Below are 16,784 nucleotides of genomic sequence, written 5' to 3'. Positions count from 1 at the left end.
CGAGTCTCGGTGGTGCTGCGGGATCAGCCCAGGCGCGCGACCAGCGCCTTGTACTCGTCCCACAGCTCCTTCGGGGTGTGCTCGCCGAAGGTCTCCAGGTGCGCGGGGACCAGGCCGGCCTCCTCGCGCCACACGTCCTTGTCGACGGTGAGCAGGAACTCCAGGTCCTCGTCGGCCAGGTCCAGGCCGTCGGTGTCGAGGGAGTCCCTGGTCGGCAGGACGCCGATGGGGGTCTCGACGCCCTCGGCCTTGCCGTCGAGGCGCTCGACGATCCACTTGAGGACGCGGCTGTTCTCGCCGAAGCCGGGCCACACGAACTGGCCGGCGTCGTTCTTGCGGAACCAGTTGACGTAGTAGATCTTCGGCAGCTTGGCGGCGTCCGCGGAGGCGCCGACCTTGACCCAGTGGGCCATGTAGTCGCCCATGTTGTAGCCGCAGAAGGGCAGCATCGCGAAGGGGTCGCGGCGCAGCTCGCCGACCTTGCCCTCGGCGGCGGCGGTCTTCTCGGAGGCCACGTTGGCGCCGAGGAAGACGCCGTGGTTCCAGTCGAAGGACTCGGTGACCAGCGGTACGGCGGAGGCGCGGCGGCCGCCGAAGAGGATCGCGGAGATCGGGACGCCCTTGGGGTCCTCCCACTCGGGGGCGATCGTCGGGCACTGGGCGGCCGGAACGGTGAAGCGGGCGTTCGGGTGGGCGGCCGGGGTCGCGGACTCCGGCGTCCAGTCGTTGCCCTTCCAGTCCGTGAGGTGCTTGGGCTCGTCCTCGGTCATGCCCTCCCACCAGACGTCGCCGTCGTCGGTGAGCGCGACGTTGGTGAAGACGGAGTTGCCCCAGAGGGTCTTCATGGCGTTGGCGTTGGTGTGCTCGCCGGTGCCGGGGGCGACGCCGAAGAAGCCGGCCTCGGGGTTGATGGCGCGGAGGCGGCCGTCCTCGCCGAAGCGCATCCAGGCGATGTCGTCGCCGATGGTCTCGACCGTCCAGCCGGGGATCGTCGGCTCCAGCATGGCGAGGTTGGTCTTGCCGCAGGCCGACGGGAAGGCGGCGGCGACGTACTTCGCCTCGCCCTGCGGCGGGGTGAGCTTGAGGATGAGCATGTGCTCGGCGAGCCAGCCCTCGTCACGGGCCATGACGGAGGCGATGCGCAGGGCGTAGCACTTCTTGCCGAGGAGCGCGTTGCCGCCGTAGCCGGAGCCGTAGGACCAGATCTCGCGGGTCTCCGGGAAGTGCGAGATGTACTTGGTGGAGTTGCACGGCCATGGCACGTCCTCCTGGCCCTCCGCGAGGGGGGCGCCGAGGGTGTGGACGGCCTTGACGAAGAAGCCGTCGGTGCCGAGCTCGTCGAGGACGGCCTGACCCATGCGGGTCATGGTGCGCATGGAGACCGCGACGTACGCGGAGTCGGTGATCTCGACGCCGATGGCGGAGAGCGGGGAGCCGACCGGGCCCATGCAGAAGGGGACCACGTACATGGTGCGGCCCTTCATGGAGCCGCGGAAGATGCCCTGGGAGCCCGCGAAGAGCTCCTTCATCTCGGCCGGGGCCTTCCAGTGGTTGGTCGGGCCCGCGTCCTCCTCCTTCTCGGAGCAGATGAAGGTCCGGTCCTCGACGCGCGCGACGTCGGTCGGGTCGGAGGCGGCGTAGTACGAGTTCGGGCGCTTCACCGGGTCGAGCTTCGTGAACGTTCCCTTGGCGACGAGCTCCTCGCACAGGCGCTCGTACTCGGCCTCGGAGCCGTCGCACCAGACGATGCTGTCCGGCTGGGTGATCTCTGCGATCTCGTTCACCCAGGAGACGAGCTCCTGGTGCTGGGTGGGAAGGGGAGCCGCGTTGTCGCGCGCCACGATTGCTCCTTGTAGAGGGGTTTGTTCGCTGTATGCCCCGTGGGGGCTGCGACCCGGATGCGTCGTAGCTGCTCATCCGGTGCCGACCGCACTCATTTGATCATCCGCCGAGAACGCCCATATGTCCAGGGGGGTGCACACGTGAGCATCGCCACTCATATCGAGGACCTACGGGGCCGTAGGTACGATTCGGTGTCATGACTGCAGCCACGCCGGACGTCACCCCGGTCGAGCCCGTTACGACCGCCCTGACCCCGTCGCTCCCGATCAAGCCACGGCTCAGAGGCTGGCTGCACGCGGGCATGTTCCCCGCCGTGATCGTCGCCGGCCTGGTCCTGGTCGCCCTCGCGGACACCCCCCGCGCCCGCATCGCCTGCGGGATCTACGTCCTCACCGCCTGCCTGCTCTTCGGCATCAGCGCGCTGTACCACCGCGGCGACTGGGGCCCGCGCGGCGAGGCCGTCCTGCGCCGCCTCGACCACGCCAACATCTTCCTGATCATCGCGGGCACCTACACCCCGCTCACCCTGCTGCTGCTCCCGGACTCCACCGCGAAGCCGCTCATGTGGGCGGTCTGGGCCGCCGCGCTCGCCGGCATCGCCTTCCGCGTCTTCTGGGTCGGCGCCCCCCGCTGGCTGTACACCCCCTGCTACATCGCGATGGGCTGGGCCGCCGTCTTCTTCCTCCCCGACTTCATGCGGACCGGCGGCATCGCCGTCCTGGTCCTCGTCATCGTGGGCGGGCTCCTCTACAGCGCCGGCGGGATCATCTACGGCATGAAGCGCCCCAACCCGTCCCCGCGCTGGTTCGGCTTCCACGAGGTCTTCCACTCGCTGACCCTGGCCGCGTTCATCGTCCACTACGTCGGCATCTCGCTCGTCGCCTACCAGTCCTGACCAGGCAGGACGACCCCATGTCCCAGAGCCTGAGGGAACGGAAGAAGGAACGGACCCGGGCGGACATCCGCCGGGCCACGCGCCGCATCGCCGCCGCCCACGGCTGGGAGGCGGCCACCATCGAGCGCATCGCCGCAGAGGCGGAGGTCTCCCCCTCCACCGTCGTCCGCTACTTCCCCGTCCGCGAGGACATCGTCCTCACCGACGACAACGACGAGCGCCTGGAAGCGCTGCTGCGCGCCCGCCCCGCCGGTGAGGACCCGCTCGAATCGCTCCGCGCCGTCCTCACCGAGGCGATCGGCACCGCCCTGGAGGCCGACCCGGAGGAGATCCGGCTCCGCGCCCGGCTGATGGCCGGCACGCCCGCCGTCCGCGCCCGGCTCACCGAGACCACCGCCGAGACCGGCCGCCGGCTCGCCCGCGCCCTCGCCGACCGCACCGGCCGCGCCCCCGACGACCTGGAGGTACGGGTCTTCACCGCGGCCGTCCTCGGCGCGCTCCGCGAGGCCACCCTCTACTGGGCGGAACGCGGCCTCACCGAGGATCTGATGGCGCTGCTGCACCGCACCGTCGACACCCTCAAGGCCGGGCCGGCGCTCCCAGCGCGCCCCTGACCACCTCGGCCGAGCGCGGATTGTCCGCGCACCCCCACACCCCGTGCGGGCAGTAGTCGGTCACCGTCTGGTAGACCGGCCGGTAGGCGGCGAACCATTCGAGCATCCCCCGCACGTACGCCGGGTTGTCCCCGTTCCGGAAGAGTCCCCACTCCGGGTACGAGACCGGCTTGCCGCGCGCCCGGGCGAAGGCCACGTGGTGCGCGAGCCCGTACTCCTCGCTCACCTGCTCCTCGAAGGTGACCCCGGCGGGCTGGTCGTAGGCGTCCATCCCGATGATGTCGACGACGTCGTCCCCCGGGTAGCACTCCGGCCACGGCACCGCGTCCCGGCCGCGGCTCGGCGTGAAGTCGAAGCGGAAGCGCTGGCCCGCCACCCCGCGCAGCGCGCCGACCGCCGACCGCCAGTACGCCTTCCAGGCCGCCGGGTCGGGACCGCAGCGGTGCCCGTACGTGGTGCCGTTCATCTCCCAGCCGAGCACCAGGACCGCGTCCCCGAGGCCGTGCTCCACCAGCCGCCCGCCCAGCGTCCTGAAGTGCCCGTCGAAGTCCCCGGCCGCGCCGCGCCGCAGCCCGGCGCGCACCTCGGCGTCGGTCAGCCCGGCCTCGTTGCGGTCCATCATCGGCACGTTCAGCACGAAGAGCCGCCCCGGCCGCTCGGCCTTCCACCGCGCCCAGGGCGCGAAGAGCGCCGGATGCCCCTCGATGTTGGACCACCGGTCGCCCGGCAGATAGGTGTGTCCGACCCGCAGCTCGCCGCCGCCGAGCCATGCCTCCACCCCGGAGATCCGCCGCACCCCCTCCTCGTCGGAGCCGGTGAAGAAGCCGGAGGCCACCTCCGGCGGCGGTACGGGATCGGGCGCGGCCCGGGCGCCGGTGTGCCGCTCGCCGGGCGCGAGCCGCTCGGGCACCAGCAGGAGCGCGAGAGCGGCCGCGAGCAGCACCAGGAGTGCGGCCCGCGGCCACGTGGAGGACCGGGTCACGTCATCCGGTCCAGAATTCCCACCAGCGGGTCAGGATCAGCATCCCGATGATCCCGATGTGCAGGACGGGCAGGGCGAAGGCGAAGTCGCCGAGGAAGCCCCGCACCGCGGCCGGGGCGGGCAGCACGCCGGTCCTGACGTTGTGCGCGGTGACGTACCAGAACATGGTGATGGTCGCCGCCCAGGCGAGGCAGCACCACAGGCAGAGCGCGTTGATCTCGTACAGCGACTGCTGCATCAGCCAGGTGCAGAAGCCGACGCCGAAGAGCATCCCGCCGTTCAGCCCGAGCCAGAACCATCCCCGGTACCGCGCCCCCGCGAGGAGTCCGGCACCGACGGCGACGACGACGCCGTAGGTGACGAGACCGAGCATCGGGTTGGGGAAGCCGAAGACCGCCGCCTGCTCGCTCTTCATGATGTTCCCGCAGGACACGACCGGGTTCAGGCTGCACCCCGGCTGGAAGCCCGGGTCCTCCAGGAGCTTGAACTTGTCGATCGTGATCACCCACGCGGCCAGGATCCCGGCCGCGCCGGTCACGATCAGCAGCCAACCGAGCGCACGGCCCGCGCCGACCGTCCCGTCCGCCCGCCGGCCGGCCTCCGCCGGACCGTCCTCCTGCCACCGGCCGGGCGCACCGTCCCGTACCCCGAGCGTCGTCATCGCGCCGCCCCTTCCGCTCAGCCCTGCACGCGCCGGACCGGCAGCAGGACGTGGGCGCAGTCCGCGAGCGTCTCCTCGTCGGCGACGAAGGCGCGCAGCCGGTCCTCGTCCACCGGCTGCCCGGGGACGCCCTCGGCCCAGGGGCGCACCGAGCAGAGGAAGTAGACCTTGCCGGCCTCGCGGGCGGCGGCCTGCCACTCGTCCGGCACCGGGCACTGGACCTTCAGGAAGGGCAGGGTGAGCACGGCGGTGCCGGCCTCGACGAGCAGCGTGGCGCTGATCCCGGCGTCCTTCTCCAGGTCGAAGAGCCGGTCGCCGACGGAGAGGCCCATGGACTCCAGGGCCGTGCGCATCGCCTGCTGACCGGCGTCCGGCCCGTCGCGGCCGTCGCCGAGCGAATACGCCATGAGGAAAGGCGTGCCGGCGGAGTCTTCGGTGACTTCGCTGGACCACGGAATCACCGTGAGCGTACCCAGCGGAGAGACGCTGCGCGCCTCGGAAAGGACGTGGGGAGTGGTCATGGAAGGGGATGCTAGTGGGGCAACCACCCTTTCCCCGTACCGAATTCACTCATCCGGCCGACATTCGCCCGCTCGAACTCCCGGCCGCAACGAACACGGGTTTTCATCGTTGTGCCCTGAGGCCCCCTTGTCGACACCAGGAGATCGCCGATGCCATTCCCGCGCCGTGTCGCCCTCCGGTCCCTGTTCGCGCTGGCCGTCACCGCCGTCACCGGCGGCGCCCTCGGCCGGATCGCCGCCCGCTCCCCGGAAGCCGGACCGTACCTCTTCGACGAGATGTACGCGGGCCGCCGGATCCGCGGCCTCACCGGACCCGGTGGTGAGCCGGTGGCACTGGTGGACGGCCGGCCGCTGCATCTGATGCGGTGCGCCGACGGCGGCTGGGTGACCCCGCTCGACCACTACGCGTCCTGTCCGACGCCGGTCGCCGCCGTCCGCGCGGCGGTGGACGCCGCGGGGGCGGCTCCGCTCTCCCGGTACGCGGCGGGGCACGGCCTCCACTCCGACCCGACGGGAGGGAACCCCCGTGGTGTACACGCGTAAGAACCAGCGCGATCTGACGGCGTCCGAACGCCGCCGGTTCGTGGCCGCGGTGCTCGAGATGAAGCGCCGGGGCACGTACGACGAGTTCGTCCGCCTGCACATCGACCACTACACGGCCGACGGCGCGGGCCGGCTGCGGACGGCCCACATGGCGCCGAGCTTCCTGCCGTGGCACCGGAAGTTCCTGCTGGAGTTCGAGCGGGCGCTGCGCCGGATCGACGCGACGGTGACGGTCCCGTACTGGGACTGGACCCGGGACTCCTCCCCGGCGGCGTCGATCTGGTCGGCGGACTTCATGGGCGGCAACGGGCGCCGCTCGGACCTCCAGGTGACCACCGGCCCCTTCGCGTACGCCGGGGGGAAGTGGACGGTGCGGCACGCGATGACCGAGATCTCGTATCTGACCAGGGACTTCGGCCGGCCGCGCGACCCGGTGTCACTGCCGACGTCGGCCCAGCTGGACGAGGTGATGCGGGAGCGGACGTACGACACGGCTCCGTGGAACTCGACCAGCCCGTCGGGCTTCCGCAACCGCCTGGAGGGCTGGGCGCCGGGCTCGGGCAACGAGCGGTTCCGGATCCACAACCGGGTGCACCGCTGGGTGGGCGGCCTGATGCTGGGCGGCGGCTCGGTGAACGATCCGGTGTTCTGGCTGCACCACTCCTTCGTCGACCTGGTGTGGTCGCGGTGGCAGCAGCGCAATCCGGGGGCCGCGTACCTGCCGGCGGAGCCGCCGCCGCTGGGCGACGCCCAGTACCGGAAGGTGGTCGCCCGGCACCAGCCGATGGCGCCGTGGGGCGTGACGCCGGCGGAGATGTTCGACCACTCCGCGGTCTACCGGTACGCCTGAGCGCGGTACGGCTCCGGACGCGGGCGTCCCCCCGGCCCTGGTGGGGCCGGGGGGACGCCTGGGGGGAGCGGGGGCGGGTTCAGCCGCCGTAGCCGCCGTTGTCGTGCGGGGCGTCGACGTTGGCGCAGCTGTTGCCGAAGGCCGGGTTCAGCAGGCCGATGACGTTGACGGTGTTGCCGCAGAGGTTGACCGGGACGTGGACCGGGACCTGGACGACGTTGCCGGAGGCGACACCGGGCGAGTGGGCGGCGACGGCCTCGGCGCCCGAGTCGGCGACGGCCAGGCCGGCTCCGGTGAGGGCGACGGCACCGGTGCCGGCCAGAACGGCGGCAGCCTTGGCGATGCGAGACATCAGAACTCCTTGGGTGGGTCGAGCGACCGCAGGGATCACGGCCGTCACTCCCGTTCAACGCCGCACCACGGACCGGGTCACGGCTTTGGGGCCGAACGGGAGAAACGAAATCGAAAAGTCCTCGGACGGAGGCGGAGAAATGGCCCGCGGTCCGGTGGTCGACCGTCGTCGGATTACGACGGCGACGCACCGGACCGCGGGCCGCGGCCATGCGACAAGCCTTCCGGTGCAACGACGGAAGACCCTTGCGGTAGCGGGGAAGAATCGTGTCTTCACCCGCGCGGACCGATTCCGTACGGAATTTCGAAAGAGGGGGTGGGAATCCCGGAGGGGTTCAGCGCTGTCCGGGGGCGAGGCCGAGCTGGGAGTCGAGAGCGCCGCTCAGGGTGGGGGCGATGAGGCCGAGCTGCGGCGGGGCGAGGTCGGGCAGGCCTGCGAGGCCGTCGCCGCGGGGGGCCTCGACGGGGTTGCCGAGCGTGGCGCCGGGGGTCGAGGCCCGCATCTCGGAGTGCGGGGAGGAGAAGAGCGCCCTGCCGGGCTCGCTGCCCTCCAGGACCTCGGGGAGCGGGGCGTCCACGGCGGTCTCGGGCAGGGTGCCGGCGAGCGGGACGCTCGGCAGGGTCACGTCGGGCAGCGCGCCGAGGCCCTTCTGGAATCCGGTCGGGGCGCCGGGCACCGGCACCGGCACCCCGGTCGCGACGGTGGGGGCGTCCATCGGCAGGACCGGTTCGAGGCCCTGGAGCGGGACGACCACCGGGGCCTCGACGGCGGAGGCCGGGACGGCCATGGCGGCGGAGGCGAGCGCGGTCATGAGAAGGCCCATGCCGGCCTGGGAGCGCAGAGTCATGACGTGTGAACGAGTCTCTTGGCCGAAACGTCGCGGCGCGTTCCCCCATGTGCAGCAACGCCCGAGGCCCCCGCCGGTCAGGCGGGGGCCTCGGTCGACGTCACGTCAGCGGCGCCGGTGGGTCGGCGGCGGCGTCACATCGGTGGCGTCGGTACGTCAGTGGCGGCGGTTGCGGACGAGGCGTCCGCCGCGGAGCTGGACGACGGTGCCGCCGATGATGAGGGCGGCGCTGACGGCTGCCGCTCCCCACAGGGCGGGATCGCTGCCCGTGTCGGGGAGTTCCGGCTTGCCGGGACCGCCGTGCGGCGGCTTGGTGGGCGGCTTGGTCGGCTCACAGCCCGGCTTCGGCTCCTCGCACTCCCCCGGCGGGGTGGTGGGCGGAGACGTGGTGGGCGGCTTGGTGGGCGGGTGCGTCGGCGGCTTCGTCGGAGGCTTGGTCGGCGGCTTCGTGGGCGGAGTCGTCGGAGGCTTCGTCGGAGGCTTGGTGGGGGGCTTGGTGGGGGGCTTGGTCGGCGGCTTCGTCGGCGGAGTCGTGGGCGGCTTCGTCGGCGGAGTCGTCGGAGGCTTCGTGGGGGGCTTCGTCGGAGGCTTCGTCGGCGGCTTCGTGGGCGGAGTCGTCGGAGGCTTCGTCGGAGGCTTCGTGGGGGGCTTGGTCGGCGGCTTGGTCGGCGGCTTCGTCGGCGGAGTCGTGGGCGGCTTCGTCGGCGGAGTCGTCGGAGGCTTGGTCGGCGGATGCGTGGGGGGCTTGGTCGGCGGATGCGTGGGGGGCTTGGTGGGGGGCTTGGTGGGCGGGTGCGTCGGAGTGGGCTCCTCGCCGTAGCCGCCGTCGGGGTCCTCCGCCGCGTGGGCGCAGAGGTCTCCGACGGCCGACGCCACGTAGCCGCCCAGGTCCATGCTCGCGCCGCAGAGTTCCGGCGGGAGCGGGGCGTGGGCCTGCCCGCTGCCCGGTCCCGGGGAATCGCCCGTACCGGGGTGCGCGCTCGCGGCCAGTGCGAGGCCGCCGGTCAGCGACAGGATGCCGGTCGCAGCCGCCGCCGTGAGTACTTTCCTGTTGATGATGGACCGCATACCGCTCTTCCTCGGGAGAAAGGGAGAGACCGGCGAGGATCCCCCCTCGCTCCGTCCGGCCGAGTCCCCGCCGACGTTCGCGTGGGGACGGTCCAGAGAGTAGGGAGCGGCGCACCGTGTGGAGCCCAGGCCACACGGCGACCGGTCAGAAAATCATTCGATCAGCCGCCGAGCGGGCTCGCCGGCAGGCCGCCGATCAGGGGAAGGCCCTTGCCGGTCTGGTTCAGCTGGGTCGCGGTGTCGGTGACGGTCTTGACCGGGGAACCGTCGGTGGTGCTGCTGAGCACGTCCGACTTCAGTCCGTTGGCGGCGATCGCCTCCAGGCCGCCGTTGAGGCTGGTCGGGGTCATCGCCTCGGCGGCCATGGCGGGGGCGGCGGCTCCGAGGGCCATGAGCGAACCGGCGACGACTGCGGCGACCTTGGTGGGCTTCATCAGGAGAATCCTTCCTCTGTACTTTCAACTCGCGTTCCATACAGGGTTCTTGGGGAATTCCTGTACGCGCTTTCCCTTCTGTAACGAGAGGTGCGCTCCCCGGAAACTCCAGAAGGAAGGATTTCTCGACACTGCACCCGATCGAAGGGGACCGGTGTGATGGTCGGATGACCGGACCCGAGCATGCCCGTACCGGCCCGGCGGGAGGCCGGACCGGTACGGGTCGGGGGTGCGGTCGCGCGTCAGCCGACGGGGAGCGGCAGCGGCGCCGGGAGCTCGGGCGCCGCCACCGGCGGCGCCGCCGGGACGTCGGCGGGAAGCTCCGGGACCTCCGCCGGCGGGACCGCGGGCAGCTCGGGCGCCTCCACCGGGAGCGCGGGCAGCGCGGGCAGTCCGGCCAGGTCCGGCGCGGGCAGTCCGCTGCCGAGCACGGTGGCGACGGCGAGGTTGACCAGGGAGGTCAGCGCGGCCGTGACCTGCGGGACGACTCCGGCGGCGCCCCCGGAGGTGATGACCGCGACCAGTCCGGCGACGGCCTCCTCCACGGAGGCGAGGGCGTCGTCCACCAGATCGGCGGGCGCGGCCTGCGCGGCCTTGGCCCCGGCCGCGACGGGCAGGGCGACCGGCGGCGCCACGGGGAGCCCGCCCGGGGCCTCCACGGCAGGCGGGGCGACGGGGGCGTCGTCGGTGGGCGGGGAGACCGGGGCCTCCGGGGCGGCCGGGGTCTCCGGCAGCGGGGCGGGGGCGGTCTCCTTCGCCTGGTCGACCGCGGCCTGGATCTTGGCCTTGAGGGCCTCGGCGTCGGCCGCCGGGACCTGACCGTCGTCGGCCTCCAGGGCCGCCGTGACGAGTTCGGCCACGGGGGTCGTCACCCCGCCGACGTCGCCGAGGGCCTCGGCCTGGGCCAGCAGGGCGGCCGCGTCGGGGAGCGGGGCACGGGCGGCGCGGTCGGCCGCGAGGGACGGGGGGAGCTCGTCGGCGACGGCGGATCCCGCCATGCCGAGGGTGAGAGTGAGGGCGGCGGATATCGCCAGGGCGGTGAGACGGCGTGAAGCCAGGGGACGCATATGTGTTCCTTTTCCTTATGCGTCGGACAACTGCTCTCCCACCGTGCCTGCGGGTATAGCCCTCCGCAACCGCAGAACTACTGAGCGCCACGCCTCCGTTCGAGTGAATCTGTCCGCCGGACTGCCCCTCCGAGGGGCGTACGCCGTTGCACCGGGCGGCGCGCACGGGGGTGCGTCCGAACGAGTACCGACCCAACGGACACAAGGGAAAAGCCGGTGCGCCCACCCCGAGGGGTGGGCGCACCGGCTTCGGAAGGACCGATCCGACGTGCGAGATCAGGCGTTGACGCAGGCGTTGCCGAAGGTCGGGTTCAGCGCGCCGATGACGCTCACGGTGTTGCCGCACACGTTGACCGGCACGTGGACCGGGACCTGCACGACGTTGCCGGAGCCGACGCCGGGGGACTTCACGGCGGCGCCCTCGGCGATGGAGTCGGCGGCGGCGGCACCGGCGGCACCGGCGACGGCGGCGGCGGCACCCACGGTCAGGACAACGGCCTTCGCGATACGGGACATGGAGAAGTTCTCCTCGATCGAATTCCAACTCGGACTGCGCGGACTGTTCGGCCCGGCTCCCTCAACAACGCCGCGGATTTCCATCGGTTGCTCTCCCGAACGGGTGACGTTCAACCGATCTTTGGCCCGGCGGAGGGCCATTCGGGCGACGGCCCTGGGAATGGCGCAACACGCACAACGAGGAACCTGCCGCACGGATACGGGAGTTAGCGTTTCCGAGCATCTAATGCTTACTATCGCTCCGCGCCGGGGTTATAACGTTCCCGAACGTTGCTTCCGGGCCCGCCGCGCGTTCACCCATTTCGTGCGGACGACACCTTCCCCTCCCCCGGTCTTCGCGGGTCTTCCCTCCCTTCTCTCATCAAAGCGGAGAACCTGTATGCGGAATTCAGCGGTTCTTGCCGTGCGTCGCGGCGTGTCGGGTGCCCTGTCGTGCGCGGTGCTGGCCGCCACGCCGGCACTCGCCTCCGCCGCGGCGCCCGTGCCCGGGGAGGCGGCCCGCGTCCCCTTCGCCGCGCGCTACCAGGCCGAACTGCACGGCGGGATCGTGCGCGCCGCCAACGCCTCGGCGAAGGGCGGCGAGGGCACCGGGACGGCCAACGACGGGGTGGCGATCGGTTATGTCGACGTGGACGACAACCCCGACACGTACAACTCCAGCCGTGCCGAACTGCGGGTGCCGGAGGGGGCCCGGGTCGCCTGGGCCCGGCTGTACTGGGGCGGGAACCTGCGGGTCGGCGAGCAGAAGCCGCCGAAGGACAACGGGCGGGTGCTGGTCGCGGAGCCCGGCGGGCGGTACAAGGCGGTCCTCGCCGACACCCTCGTGGGGCACCGCACCGCCGAGGGTGCCGACGCCTTCCAGGCGTCCGCGGACGTGACCGAGCTGGTCCGCTGGGCCACGCCCGGACAGTGGACGGTCGCGCAGGTGAACGTCGCCATGGGCCGCAGCGCGGTGGGCGGCTGGGGCGGCTGGACGCTGGTGGCCGCGTACGAGAAGGCGGACGAACCGCTGCGCCGGCTGAGCGTCTGGGACGGCTTCGAGACGGTCGGCCCGCGCTCCGGAGAGCTGCGCGTCACCCTCGACCGGCACCGTTATCCGAAGGGCACGGAGGGACGGCTCGGAGTCATCGCCTATGACGGTGACCGGGGAACTTCCGGGGATTACCTGGAGGTGCGGACGAGCCGTCGGAAGATCACCCCGATCGGCGATTCCGCCAATTCCGTGAACGACGTCCTGAACTCCAGCATCACCGAATTCGGCAAGGCCGGGAGCACGCGCTTCCCGAACGCCGGGAACACCCTGGGGTACGACTCCGACGTCTTCGATCTGCGGGGGGCGCTGCACCGAGGAGCCGACCGTGTCCACGTCCGGCTGGGCAGCCGTGAGGACACCGTCTGGCTCGGTGCGCTCTTCCTGCAGGCGGACGTGCGGCGCTGACGTGGGCACTGTCGAGGCGGACCCCGGGTCCGTCACCGTCCTGCACGCGGTCCAGCCCGGCGACGGCGGGGTCGCCCGGGTCGTCGTCGACCTGGTGCGCGCCCAGCGCGCCGCCGGGCTGCGCCCCGTGACCGCCTGTCCGCCCGGCACCGCGCTCGCCGCGGAGCTGCGCGCCGAGGGCGCCGAGGTCCACGACTGGCGGGCCGGCCGCGACCCCGGCCCCGCGCTGGTCCGGGAGACCCGTGAACTGGCCCGGGTGGTCCGGGCCGTGCGGCCCGGACTCGTCCACGCGCACTCCGCGAAGGCGGGCCTGTGCGCCCGGCTCGCGGTGCGCGGCCGGATCCCCACCGTGTACCAGCCGCACGCCTGGTCCTTCGAGGCCGTCACCGGCACCACCGCCGAACTGGCCCGCCGCTGGGAGCGGTTCGGCGCCCGCTGGACCGACCGGATCCTGTGCGTGAGCGGGGCGGAGCGGCGTACCGGCGAGGCGGCCGGGGTCGAGGCGGCCTGGTCGGTGGTGCACAACGGCGTGGACGTGGCGCGCTTCGCGACCGACGGCCCGGCCCGGAACCCGGCGCCGACCGCGGTGTGCGTGGGCCGGCTCTGCCGGCAGAAGGGCCAGGACGTGCTGCTCGCCGCCTGGCCCGCGGTCCTCGCCGAGGTCCCGGACGCGCGTCTGGTGCTGGTCGGCGACGGGCCGGACGGCGAGCGGCTGCGGGCCGCCGCCGGGCCCTCGGTGCGGTTCACCGGCGCTGTCGGCGACACCGCGCCCTGGTACCGGGCGGCGGACGTCGTCGTGCTGCCCTCCCGCTGGGAGGGCATGGCCCTGGCGCCGCTGGAGGCGATGGCGGCGGGCCGGCCGGTCGTCGTCACCGATGTCGACGGGGCGCGCGAGAGCCTGCCGCCCGGTCATGAAGCCCCGTGCCTGGTCCCGTCCGAGGACCCGGCCGCCCTCGCCGCCGCTCTCGGCCGCCTCCTCGGCCGGCCGGAGCTGCGGCACCGCCTGGGCCGCGAGGCCCATGAGCACGTCCTCAGCAGTTTCGATGTGCGGCGCACCGGCGCGGCCGTCGCGGAGATCTACCGCGAGCTGGCCGGAGTGCGGGGCCCCGAACACAGAGAGCCGATTGCGCAGTGACCACGGAAAGTACCAGCGTTCCCTCCTCTGCCGGCCCGTGGCCGGTCGCCGGCCCGGCGTTCGGGCCCGTCACGCTCGCCCCCCGCCGGGGGCGGTCCCGCCGGCCGGCGCTTCCGCGCCCGCGGGCGGCCGCCGCGCCGGTTCCGGGTCCGACGGGGCTGCGGGCCGTCGACTGCCTCGCCGTGTTCGCCGGTGCCGCGCTGCTCGGCCCCGTCCATCAGGATCCGCGGCTGCTGCTGCCGGTCCTCGCGCTGCTGCTCGTCCTGGACGGGCGCGGCGGGCTGTACCGGCCGGCGGCGCACGTCCGGCTGCTCGACGAGCTGCCCGCGCTGGCCTCCCGGGCCGGGGTGGTGTGGTGCGTGGCCGCCGCGACGGCCGCCGCCTGGTCCCCGGATCTGGCGATCGGACCGCTGCGGCTGTGCGGGGCGTACGCCGTGCACGTCGGGGTGGCGGCCGTGCTGCGGGCGGTGCTGCTCGCGCGCGGGCGGCGGATCGCCCGCGAACGGCCGCGGTCCGCGCTGGTGGTCGGCCCGCCGGCGGCGGCGCGCCGGTTCGCGGCGGCGGCGCTCCAGCACCCCGAGTACGGGATGCGGCCGGTCGGCGTGGTGGGGCTGCCGGACGGGACGGTCGGTGAGCAGCGCCCGGTGGAGCCGGGGCTGCCGCTGCTGACGACGGCGGAGGAGATCCGCCGGGCGGTCATCCAGAACACGGTCCGCGAGGCGGTCTTCCTCGGGGACGAGCCGGAGCTGGTGACGCTCTTCCAGCACTACGGCTGTGTGACCTGGCGGGTCGGCGGGGAGCGGTACGAGGGGCCGATGGGCGAGCACGTGTGGGGGTACGCCCGCCGCCGGCTGGTCCCGGTGACCGAGCGGCGCGGCGCGCGGGCCAAGCGGGCGCTGGACATCGCGCTGGCCGGTCCGGCGCTGGCGCTCGCGCTGCCGGTGCTCGCGGTGTGCGCGCTGGCGGTGCGGCTCTCGGACGGGCCGGGGGTGCTGTTCCGGCAGGAGCGGGTGGGGCAGCACGGGCGCCTCTTCACGCTGCTGAAGTTCCGTACGCTCCGGCCGTCCGACGACACGGAGTCGGCGACCCGGTGGAACGTGGCCGGGGACCGGCGGATGAGCGCGGCGGGAGGCTTCCTGCGGAAGTCCTCGCTGGACGAGCTGCCGCAGTTGTGGAACGTGCTCCGCGGCGACATGAGCCTGGTCGGGCCGCGGCCGGAACGCCCGTACTTCGTCGCCCAGTTCAGCAAGATCCACGCGGGGTACGCGACCCGCCACCGGATGCCGGTCGGGCTCACCGGCCTGGCACAGGTGAACGGCCTGCGCGGCGACACCTCGATCGAGGACCGCTGCCGCTTCGACAACCACTACATCGACCACTGGTCGCTCTGGCAGGACGTCTGCATCCTGGTCCGCACCGCGGCCGGTCTCGTCCGACCGACGGGGAGCTGAGGATGGCCGCGGCCGTGACGACGGTGCCGGTCCTCGCGGGGTCGCCGGACGTCCGGGGGTGGGCGCGCCGGGCCGGGGCGCTCTCCCCGGTCCTCGCGGTGATCGCGCTGCTCCTGGTGCCGGGCGGCGGCGGCGCGCAGGGCGGGACGGGCGGCACGGGCACGGTCGCCGACGCGGCCTCCGGGCTGCTGGTGCTGATCTGCCTCGTACGGATCCTGCGCGGGGGCCACCGGCCTCTGACGCGGACCGCGGCGGTGGTGCTGGGACTGCCGGTGTTCGGGGTCTGCCTGGCGGCGGTGACCTCGAACGACCCGGCGTCGAGCCTGCCCGGGGTCGCCCGGTACGTGCAGGTCTTCGTGCTGGTCCCGGCGGCGGTGCTGCTGACGATCCGGGACCGGCGGGACTTCGCCGTGGTGGCGTGGGGCCTGGTGTCGCTGGCGCTGCTCCAGGGCGCGGTGGGCGTGACGCAGTACCTGACGGGGACGGGCGCCTCGTACCAGGGCGAGGACATCCGGGCGGTGGGCACCTTCGGGGCGACCGACGTGATGGGCATGGCGACGGTGGTGGCGTACGGGCTGGTGGTCGTCACCGGGATCGCGCTGGGCTCGCCGGCCGGCCGCACCCGGACGGCGGCGCTGGTCTGCGCGGGTCTGCTGGTGGTGCCGCTGGTGCTGTCGTTCAGCCGGGGCGCGTGGATCGCGACCGTGCTGGCCTGCGGGATCCAGCTGCTGCTGGGCGGGGTGCGCCGGGCGGCGCGGGTGGCGCTCGCGGTGGGCGCGCTCGCGGTGGTGCTGGTCGGCGGCCTCGGGATCGGTTCGTCGATGGTGAAGGAGCGGGTCGCCAGCATCACGCGGGTGACGGCGGCGCCGGACCAGTCGGTGACGGACCGGTACACGATGTGGGCGGCGGCGGGCCGGATGTGGAGCTCGGAGCCGCTGACCGGCGTGGGGCTGAAGGGCTTCCCGCAGTACCGGGACTCGCACGCGTCGGTGGCGCTCTCCTCCGGCAGCGACACGGCCGGCGCGGGCGCGGGCTTCCGGAAGCAGCCGCTGCTCTCCCCGCACAACATGTACCTGCTGGTGCTCGGCGAGCAGGGTCTGATCGGGCTGCTCGCGCTGGCGGGCAGCTGGCTGGCGCTGCTCGTGGGGGCGCTGCGGCGGCGCCGGGCGGGCGCGGACTGCGCGCTGGTGGCGAGCGGGCTGCTCGCCTGGCAGCTGATCGACTTCTTCTACGCGGACATCGGCGGCCCGTCGACGGTGCTGATGTCGGTGGTCTTCGGCCTCGCCGCGTGGTGGGCCCTCGCGCCCGGCCCGGAGGGTGCGGTGGGGGTGCGTGGTGCGTGACCCGTGGGCCGGTCCGCCGGATCCCACGGACGCGTCCGTCGCGCCCCCGGGGCCCGGCGGTCCCGGCGCCGTCCCGCCGTGCCCGCCGTGCCCACCGCGCCGCGAGCCGCTGACCGACCCCTGGTCCCCCATGCCCCCGGGCGCCACGGACTCCCCGTGCGCCCCGGGGGCCGCCGTGCTGCCGGGGGCCGGTACGGGAGCGGGCGAGGGGGCGGCGGCCGGGGC

General features: G+C 73.4%; 18 protein-coding genes. 8 read left to right on the top strand and 10 right to left on the bottom strand.

Annotated features, from left to right (window positions below):
* Positions 1–23: 23 nt before the first annotated feature.
* The gene (locus tag ACF1BN_RS34365) at positions 24–1,841 is read right to left on the bottom strand and encodes a phosphoenolpyruvate carboxykinase (GTP) (protein WP_392335504.1); all 1,818 of its coding nucleotides are present in this window, start codon (positions 1,839–1,841) and stop codon (positions 24–26) included.
* 197 nt (positions 1,842–2,038) lie between these two features.
* Here ACF1BN_RS34365 and ACF1BN_RS34360 point away from each other — a divergent pair, with 197 nt between their 5' ends.
* On the top strand, positions 2,039–2,737 hold the full coding sequence (locus ACF1BN_RS34360) for a hemolysin III family protein (protein ID WP_392335503.1): 699 nt from the start codon (positions 2,039–2,041) through the stop codon (positions 2,735–2,737).
* A gap of 17 nt (positions 2,738–2,754) precedes the next feature.
* A complete protein-coding gene (locus tag ACF1BN_RS34355) occupies positions 2,755–3,351 on the top strand; it encodes a TetR family transcriptional regulator (RefSeq protein WP_392335502.1) in 597 nt (198 codons plus the stop codon).
* On the opposite strand, the gene ACF1BN_RS34350 is transcribed toward ACF1BN_RS34355, so the two are convergent.
* Genes ACF1BN_RS34350 through ACF1BN_RS34340 form a run of 3 tightly spaced genes read right to left on the bottom strand, consistent with a single transcriptional unit; the run spans position 3,317 to position 5,515 of the window.
* A complete protein-coding gene (locus ACF1BN_RS34350; RefSeq protein ID WP_392335501.1) occupies positions 3,317–4,333 on the bottom strand; it encodes a glycoside hydrolase family 26 protein in 1,017 nt (338 codons plus the stop codon). The genes ACF1BN_RS34355 and ACF1BN_RS34350 overlap by 35 nt on opposite strands.
* 1 nt (position 4,334) lies before the next feature.
* On the bottom strand, positions 4,335–4,994 hold the full coding sequence (locus tag ACF1BN_RS34345) for a vitamin K epoxide reductase family protein (RefSeq protein WP_392335500.1): 660 nt from the start codon (positions 4,992–4,994) through the stop codon (positions 4,335–4,337).
* 17 nt (positions 4,995–5,011) lie between these two features.
* On the bottom strand, positions 5,012–5,515 hold the full coding sequence (locus tag ACF1BN_RS34340) for a DUF5949 family protein (protein WP_392335499.1): 504 nt from the start codon (positions 5,513–5,515) through the stop codon (positions 5,012–5,014).
* Between the two features lie 150 nt (positions 5,516–5,665).
* On the opposite strand from ACF1BN_RS34340, the gene ACF1BN_RS34335 reads away from it, so the two are divergent.
* Together ACF1BN_RS34335 and ACF1BN_RS34330 are read left to right on the top strand one after the other, a co-directional pair.
* The gene (locus ACF1BN_RS34335; protein ID WP_376597536.1) at positions 5,666–6,058 is read left to right on the top strand and encodes a tyrosinase family oxidase copper chaperone; all 393 of its coding nucleotides are present in this window, start codon (positions 5,666–5,668) and stop codon (positions 6,056–6,058) included.
* Positions 6,042–6,908 carry a tyrosinase family protein gene (locus ACF1BN_RS34330; RefSeq protein WP_392335498.1) on the top strand — a complete coding sequence of 289 codons (867 nt, stop codon included), beginning with the start codon at positions 6,042–6,044 and terminating at the stop codon, positions 6,906–6,908. Before ACF1BN_RS34335 ends, ACF1BN_RS34330 begins: the two co-directional genes overlap by 17 nt.
* Positions 6,909–6,987: 79 nt before the next feature.
* Here ACF1BN_RS34330 and ACF1BN_RS34325 read toward each other — a convergent pair whose 3' ends face one another.
* From ACF1BN_RS34325 to ACF1BN_RS34300, 6 genes are all read right to left on the bottom strand, one after another.
* Positions 6,988–7,260 carry a chaplin gene (locus ACF1BN_RS34325; RefSeq protein WP_387272757.1) on the bottom strand — a complete coding sequence of 91 codons (273 nt, stop codon included), beginning with the start codon at positions 7,258–7,260 and terminating at the stop codon, positions 6,988–6,990.
* Positions 7,261–7,594: 334 nt separating this feature from the next.
* Positions 7,595–8,107 carry a hypothetical protein gene (locus tag ACF1BN_RS34320; protein ID WP_392335497.1) on the bottom strand — a complete coding sequence of 171 codons (513 nt, stop codon included), beginning with the start codon at positions 8,105–8,107 and terminating at the stop codon, positions 7,595–7,597.
* A gap of 156 nt (positions 8,108–8,263) precedes the next feature.
* Entirely contained in the window at positions 8,264–9,001 is a 738-nt protein-coding gene (locus ACF1BN_RS34315) for a hypothetical protein (protein WP_392335496.1), read from the bottom strand.
* 335 nt (positions 9,002–9,336) lie between these two features.
* Entirely contained in the window at positions 9,337–9,609 is a 273-nt protein-coding gene (locus ACF1BN_RS34310) for a hypothetical protein (protein WP_360310746.1), read from the bottom strand.
* Between the two features lie 242 nt (positions 9,610–9,851).
* Entirely contained in the window at positions 9,852–10,676 is an 825-nt protein-coding gene (locus tag ACF1BN_RS34305; RefSeq protein WP_392335495.1) for a hypothetical protein, read from the bottom strand.
* 276 nt (positions 10,677–10,952) lie between these two features.
* Positions 10,953–11,192, bottom strand: coding sequence for a chaplin (locus tag ACF1BN_RS34300; RefSeq protein WP_360310750.1), 240 nt, complete (start codon positions 11,190–11,192; stop codon positions 10,953–10,955).
* Between the two features lie 379 nt (positions 11,193–11,571).
* Between ACF1BN_RS34300 and ACF1BN_RS34295 the strand changes: the two genes are divergently transcribed.
* Genes ACF1BN_RS34295 through ACF1BN_RS34280 form a run of 4 tightly spaced genes read left to right on the top strand, consistent with a single transcriptional unit; the run spans position 11,572 to position 16,559 of the window.
* Positions 11,572–12,630 (top strand): DUF3344 domain-containing protein, encoded by a 1,059-nt coding sequence (locus tag ACF1BN_RS34295; protein ID WP_392335494.1) that lies wholly within the window; start codon positions 11,572–11,574, stop codon positions 12,628–12,630.
* A 1-nt stretch (position 12,631) separates the two neighbouring features.
* A complete protein-coding gene (locus ACF1BN_RS34290; RefSeq protein WP_392335493.1) occupies positions 12,632–13,765 on the top strand; it encodes a glycosyltransferase in 1,134 nt (377 codons plus the stop codon).
* Entirely contained in the window at positions 13,762–15,216 is a 1,455-nt protein-coding gene (locus ACF1BN_RS34285; protein ID WP_392335492.1) for a sugar transferase, read from the top strand. Before ACF1BN_RS34290 ends, ACF1BN_RS34285 begins: the two co-directional genes overlap by 4 nt.
* 2 nt (positions 15,217–15,218) lie before the next feature.
* The gene (locus tag ACF1BN_RS34280; RefSeq protein ID WP_392335491.1) at positions 15,219–16,559 is read left to right on the top strand and encodes an O-antigen ligase family protein; all 1,341 of its coding nucleotides are present in this window, start codon (positions 15,219–15,221) and stop codon (positions 16,557–16,559) included.
* Positions 16,560–16,784 lie beyond the last annotated feature (225 nt).

This window comes from Streptomyces sp. NPDC014861, assembly GCF_043081625.1.
Taxonomy (GTDB): Bacteria; Actinomycetota; Actinomycetes; order Streptomycetales; family Streptomycetaceae; genus Streptomyces.
Note: the sequence above shows the minus strand (reverse complement) of the source record. Positions and strands in the feature narration are given on the sequence as shown.

Excerpts from the sequence above, each read along its gene's own strand:
- ACF1BN_RS34360 (WP_392335503.1), top strand. The coding sequence starts at position 2,039 with ATGACTGCAGCCACGCCGGACGTCACCCCGGTCGAGCCCGTTACGACC.
- ACF1BN_RS34355 (WP_392335502.1), top strand. The coding sequence starts at position 2,755 with ATGTCCCAGAGCCTGAGGGAACGGAAGAAGGAACGGACCCGGGCGGAC.
- ACF1BN_RS34345 (WP_392335500.1), bottom strand. The coding sequence starts at position 4,994 with ATGACGACGCTCGGGGTACGGGACGGTGCGCCCGGCCGGTGGCAGGAG.
- ACF1BN_RS34340 (WP_392335499.1), bottom strand. The coding sequence starts at position 5,515 with ATGACCACTCCCCACGTCCTTTCCGAGGCGCGCAGCGTCTCTCCGCTG.
- ACF1BN_RS34335 (WP_376597536.1), top strand. The coding sequence starts at position 5,666 with ATGCCATTCCCGCGCCGTGTCGCCCTCCGGTCCCTGTTCGCGCTGGCC.
- ACF1BN_RS34325 (WP_387272757.1), bottom strand. The coding sequence starts at position 7,260 with ATGTCTCGCATCGCCAAGGCTGCCGCCGTTCTGGCCGGCACCGGTGCC.
- ACF1BN_RS34320 (WP_392335497.1), bottom strand. The coding sequence starts at position 8,107 with ATGACTCTGCGCTCCCAGGCCGGCATGGGCCTTCTCATGACCGCGCTC.
- ACF1BN_RS34315 (WP_392335496.1), bottom strand. The coding sequence starts at position 9,001 with ATGGACCTGGGCGGCTACGTGGCGTCGGCCGTCGGAGACCTCTGCGCC.
- ACF1BN_RS34310 (WP_360310746.1), bottom strand. The coding sequence starts at position 9,609 with ATGAAGCCCACCAAGGTCGCCGCAGTCGTCGCCGGTTCGCTCATGGCC.
- ACF1BN_RS34305 (WP_392335495.1), bottom strand. The coding sequence starts at position 10,676 with ATGCGTCCCCTGGCTTCACGCCGTCTCACCGCCCTGGCGATATCCGCC.
- ACF1BN_RS34300 (WP_360310750.1), bottom strand. The coding sequence starts at position 11,192 with ATGTCCCGTATCGCGAAGGCCGTTGTCCTGACCGTGGGTGCCGCCGCC.
- ACF1BN_RS34295 (WP_392335494.1), top strand. The coding sequence starts at position 11,572 with ATGCGGAATTCAGCGGTTCTTGCCGTGCGTCGCGGCGTGTCGGGTGCC.
- ACF1BN_RS34280 (WP_392335491.1), top strand. The coding sequence starts at position 15,219 with ATGGCCGCGGCCGTGACGACGGTGCCGGTCCTCGCGGGGTCGCCGGAC.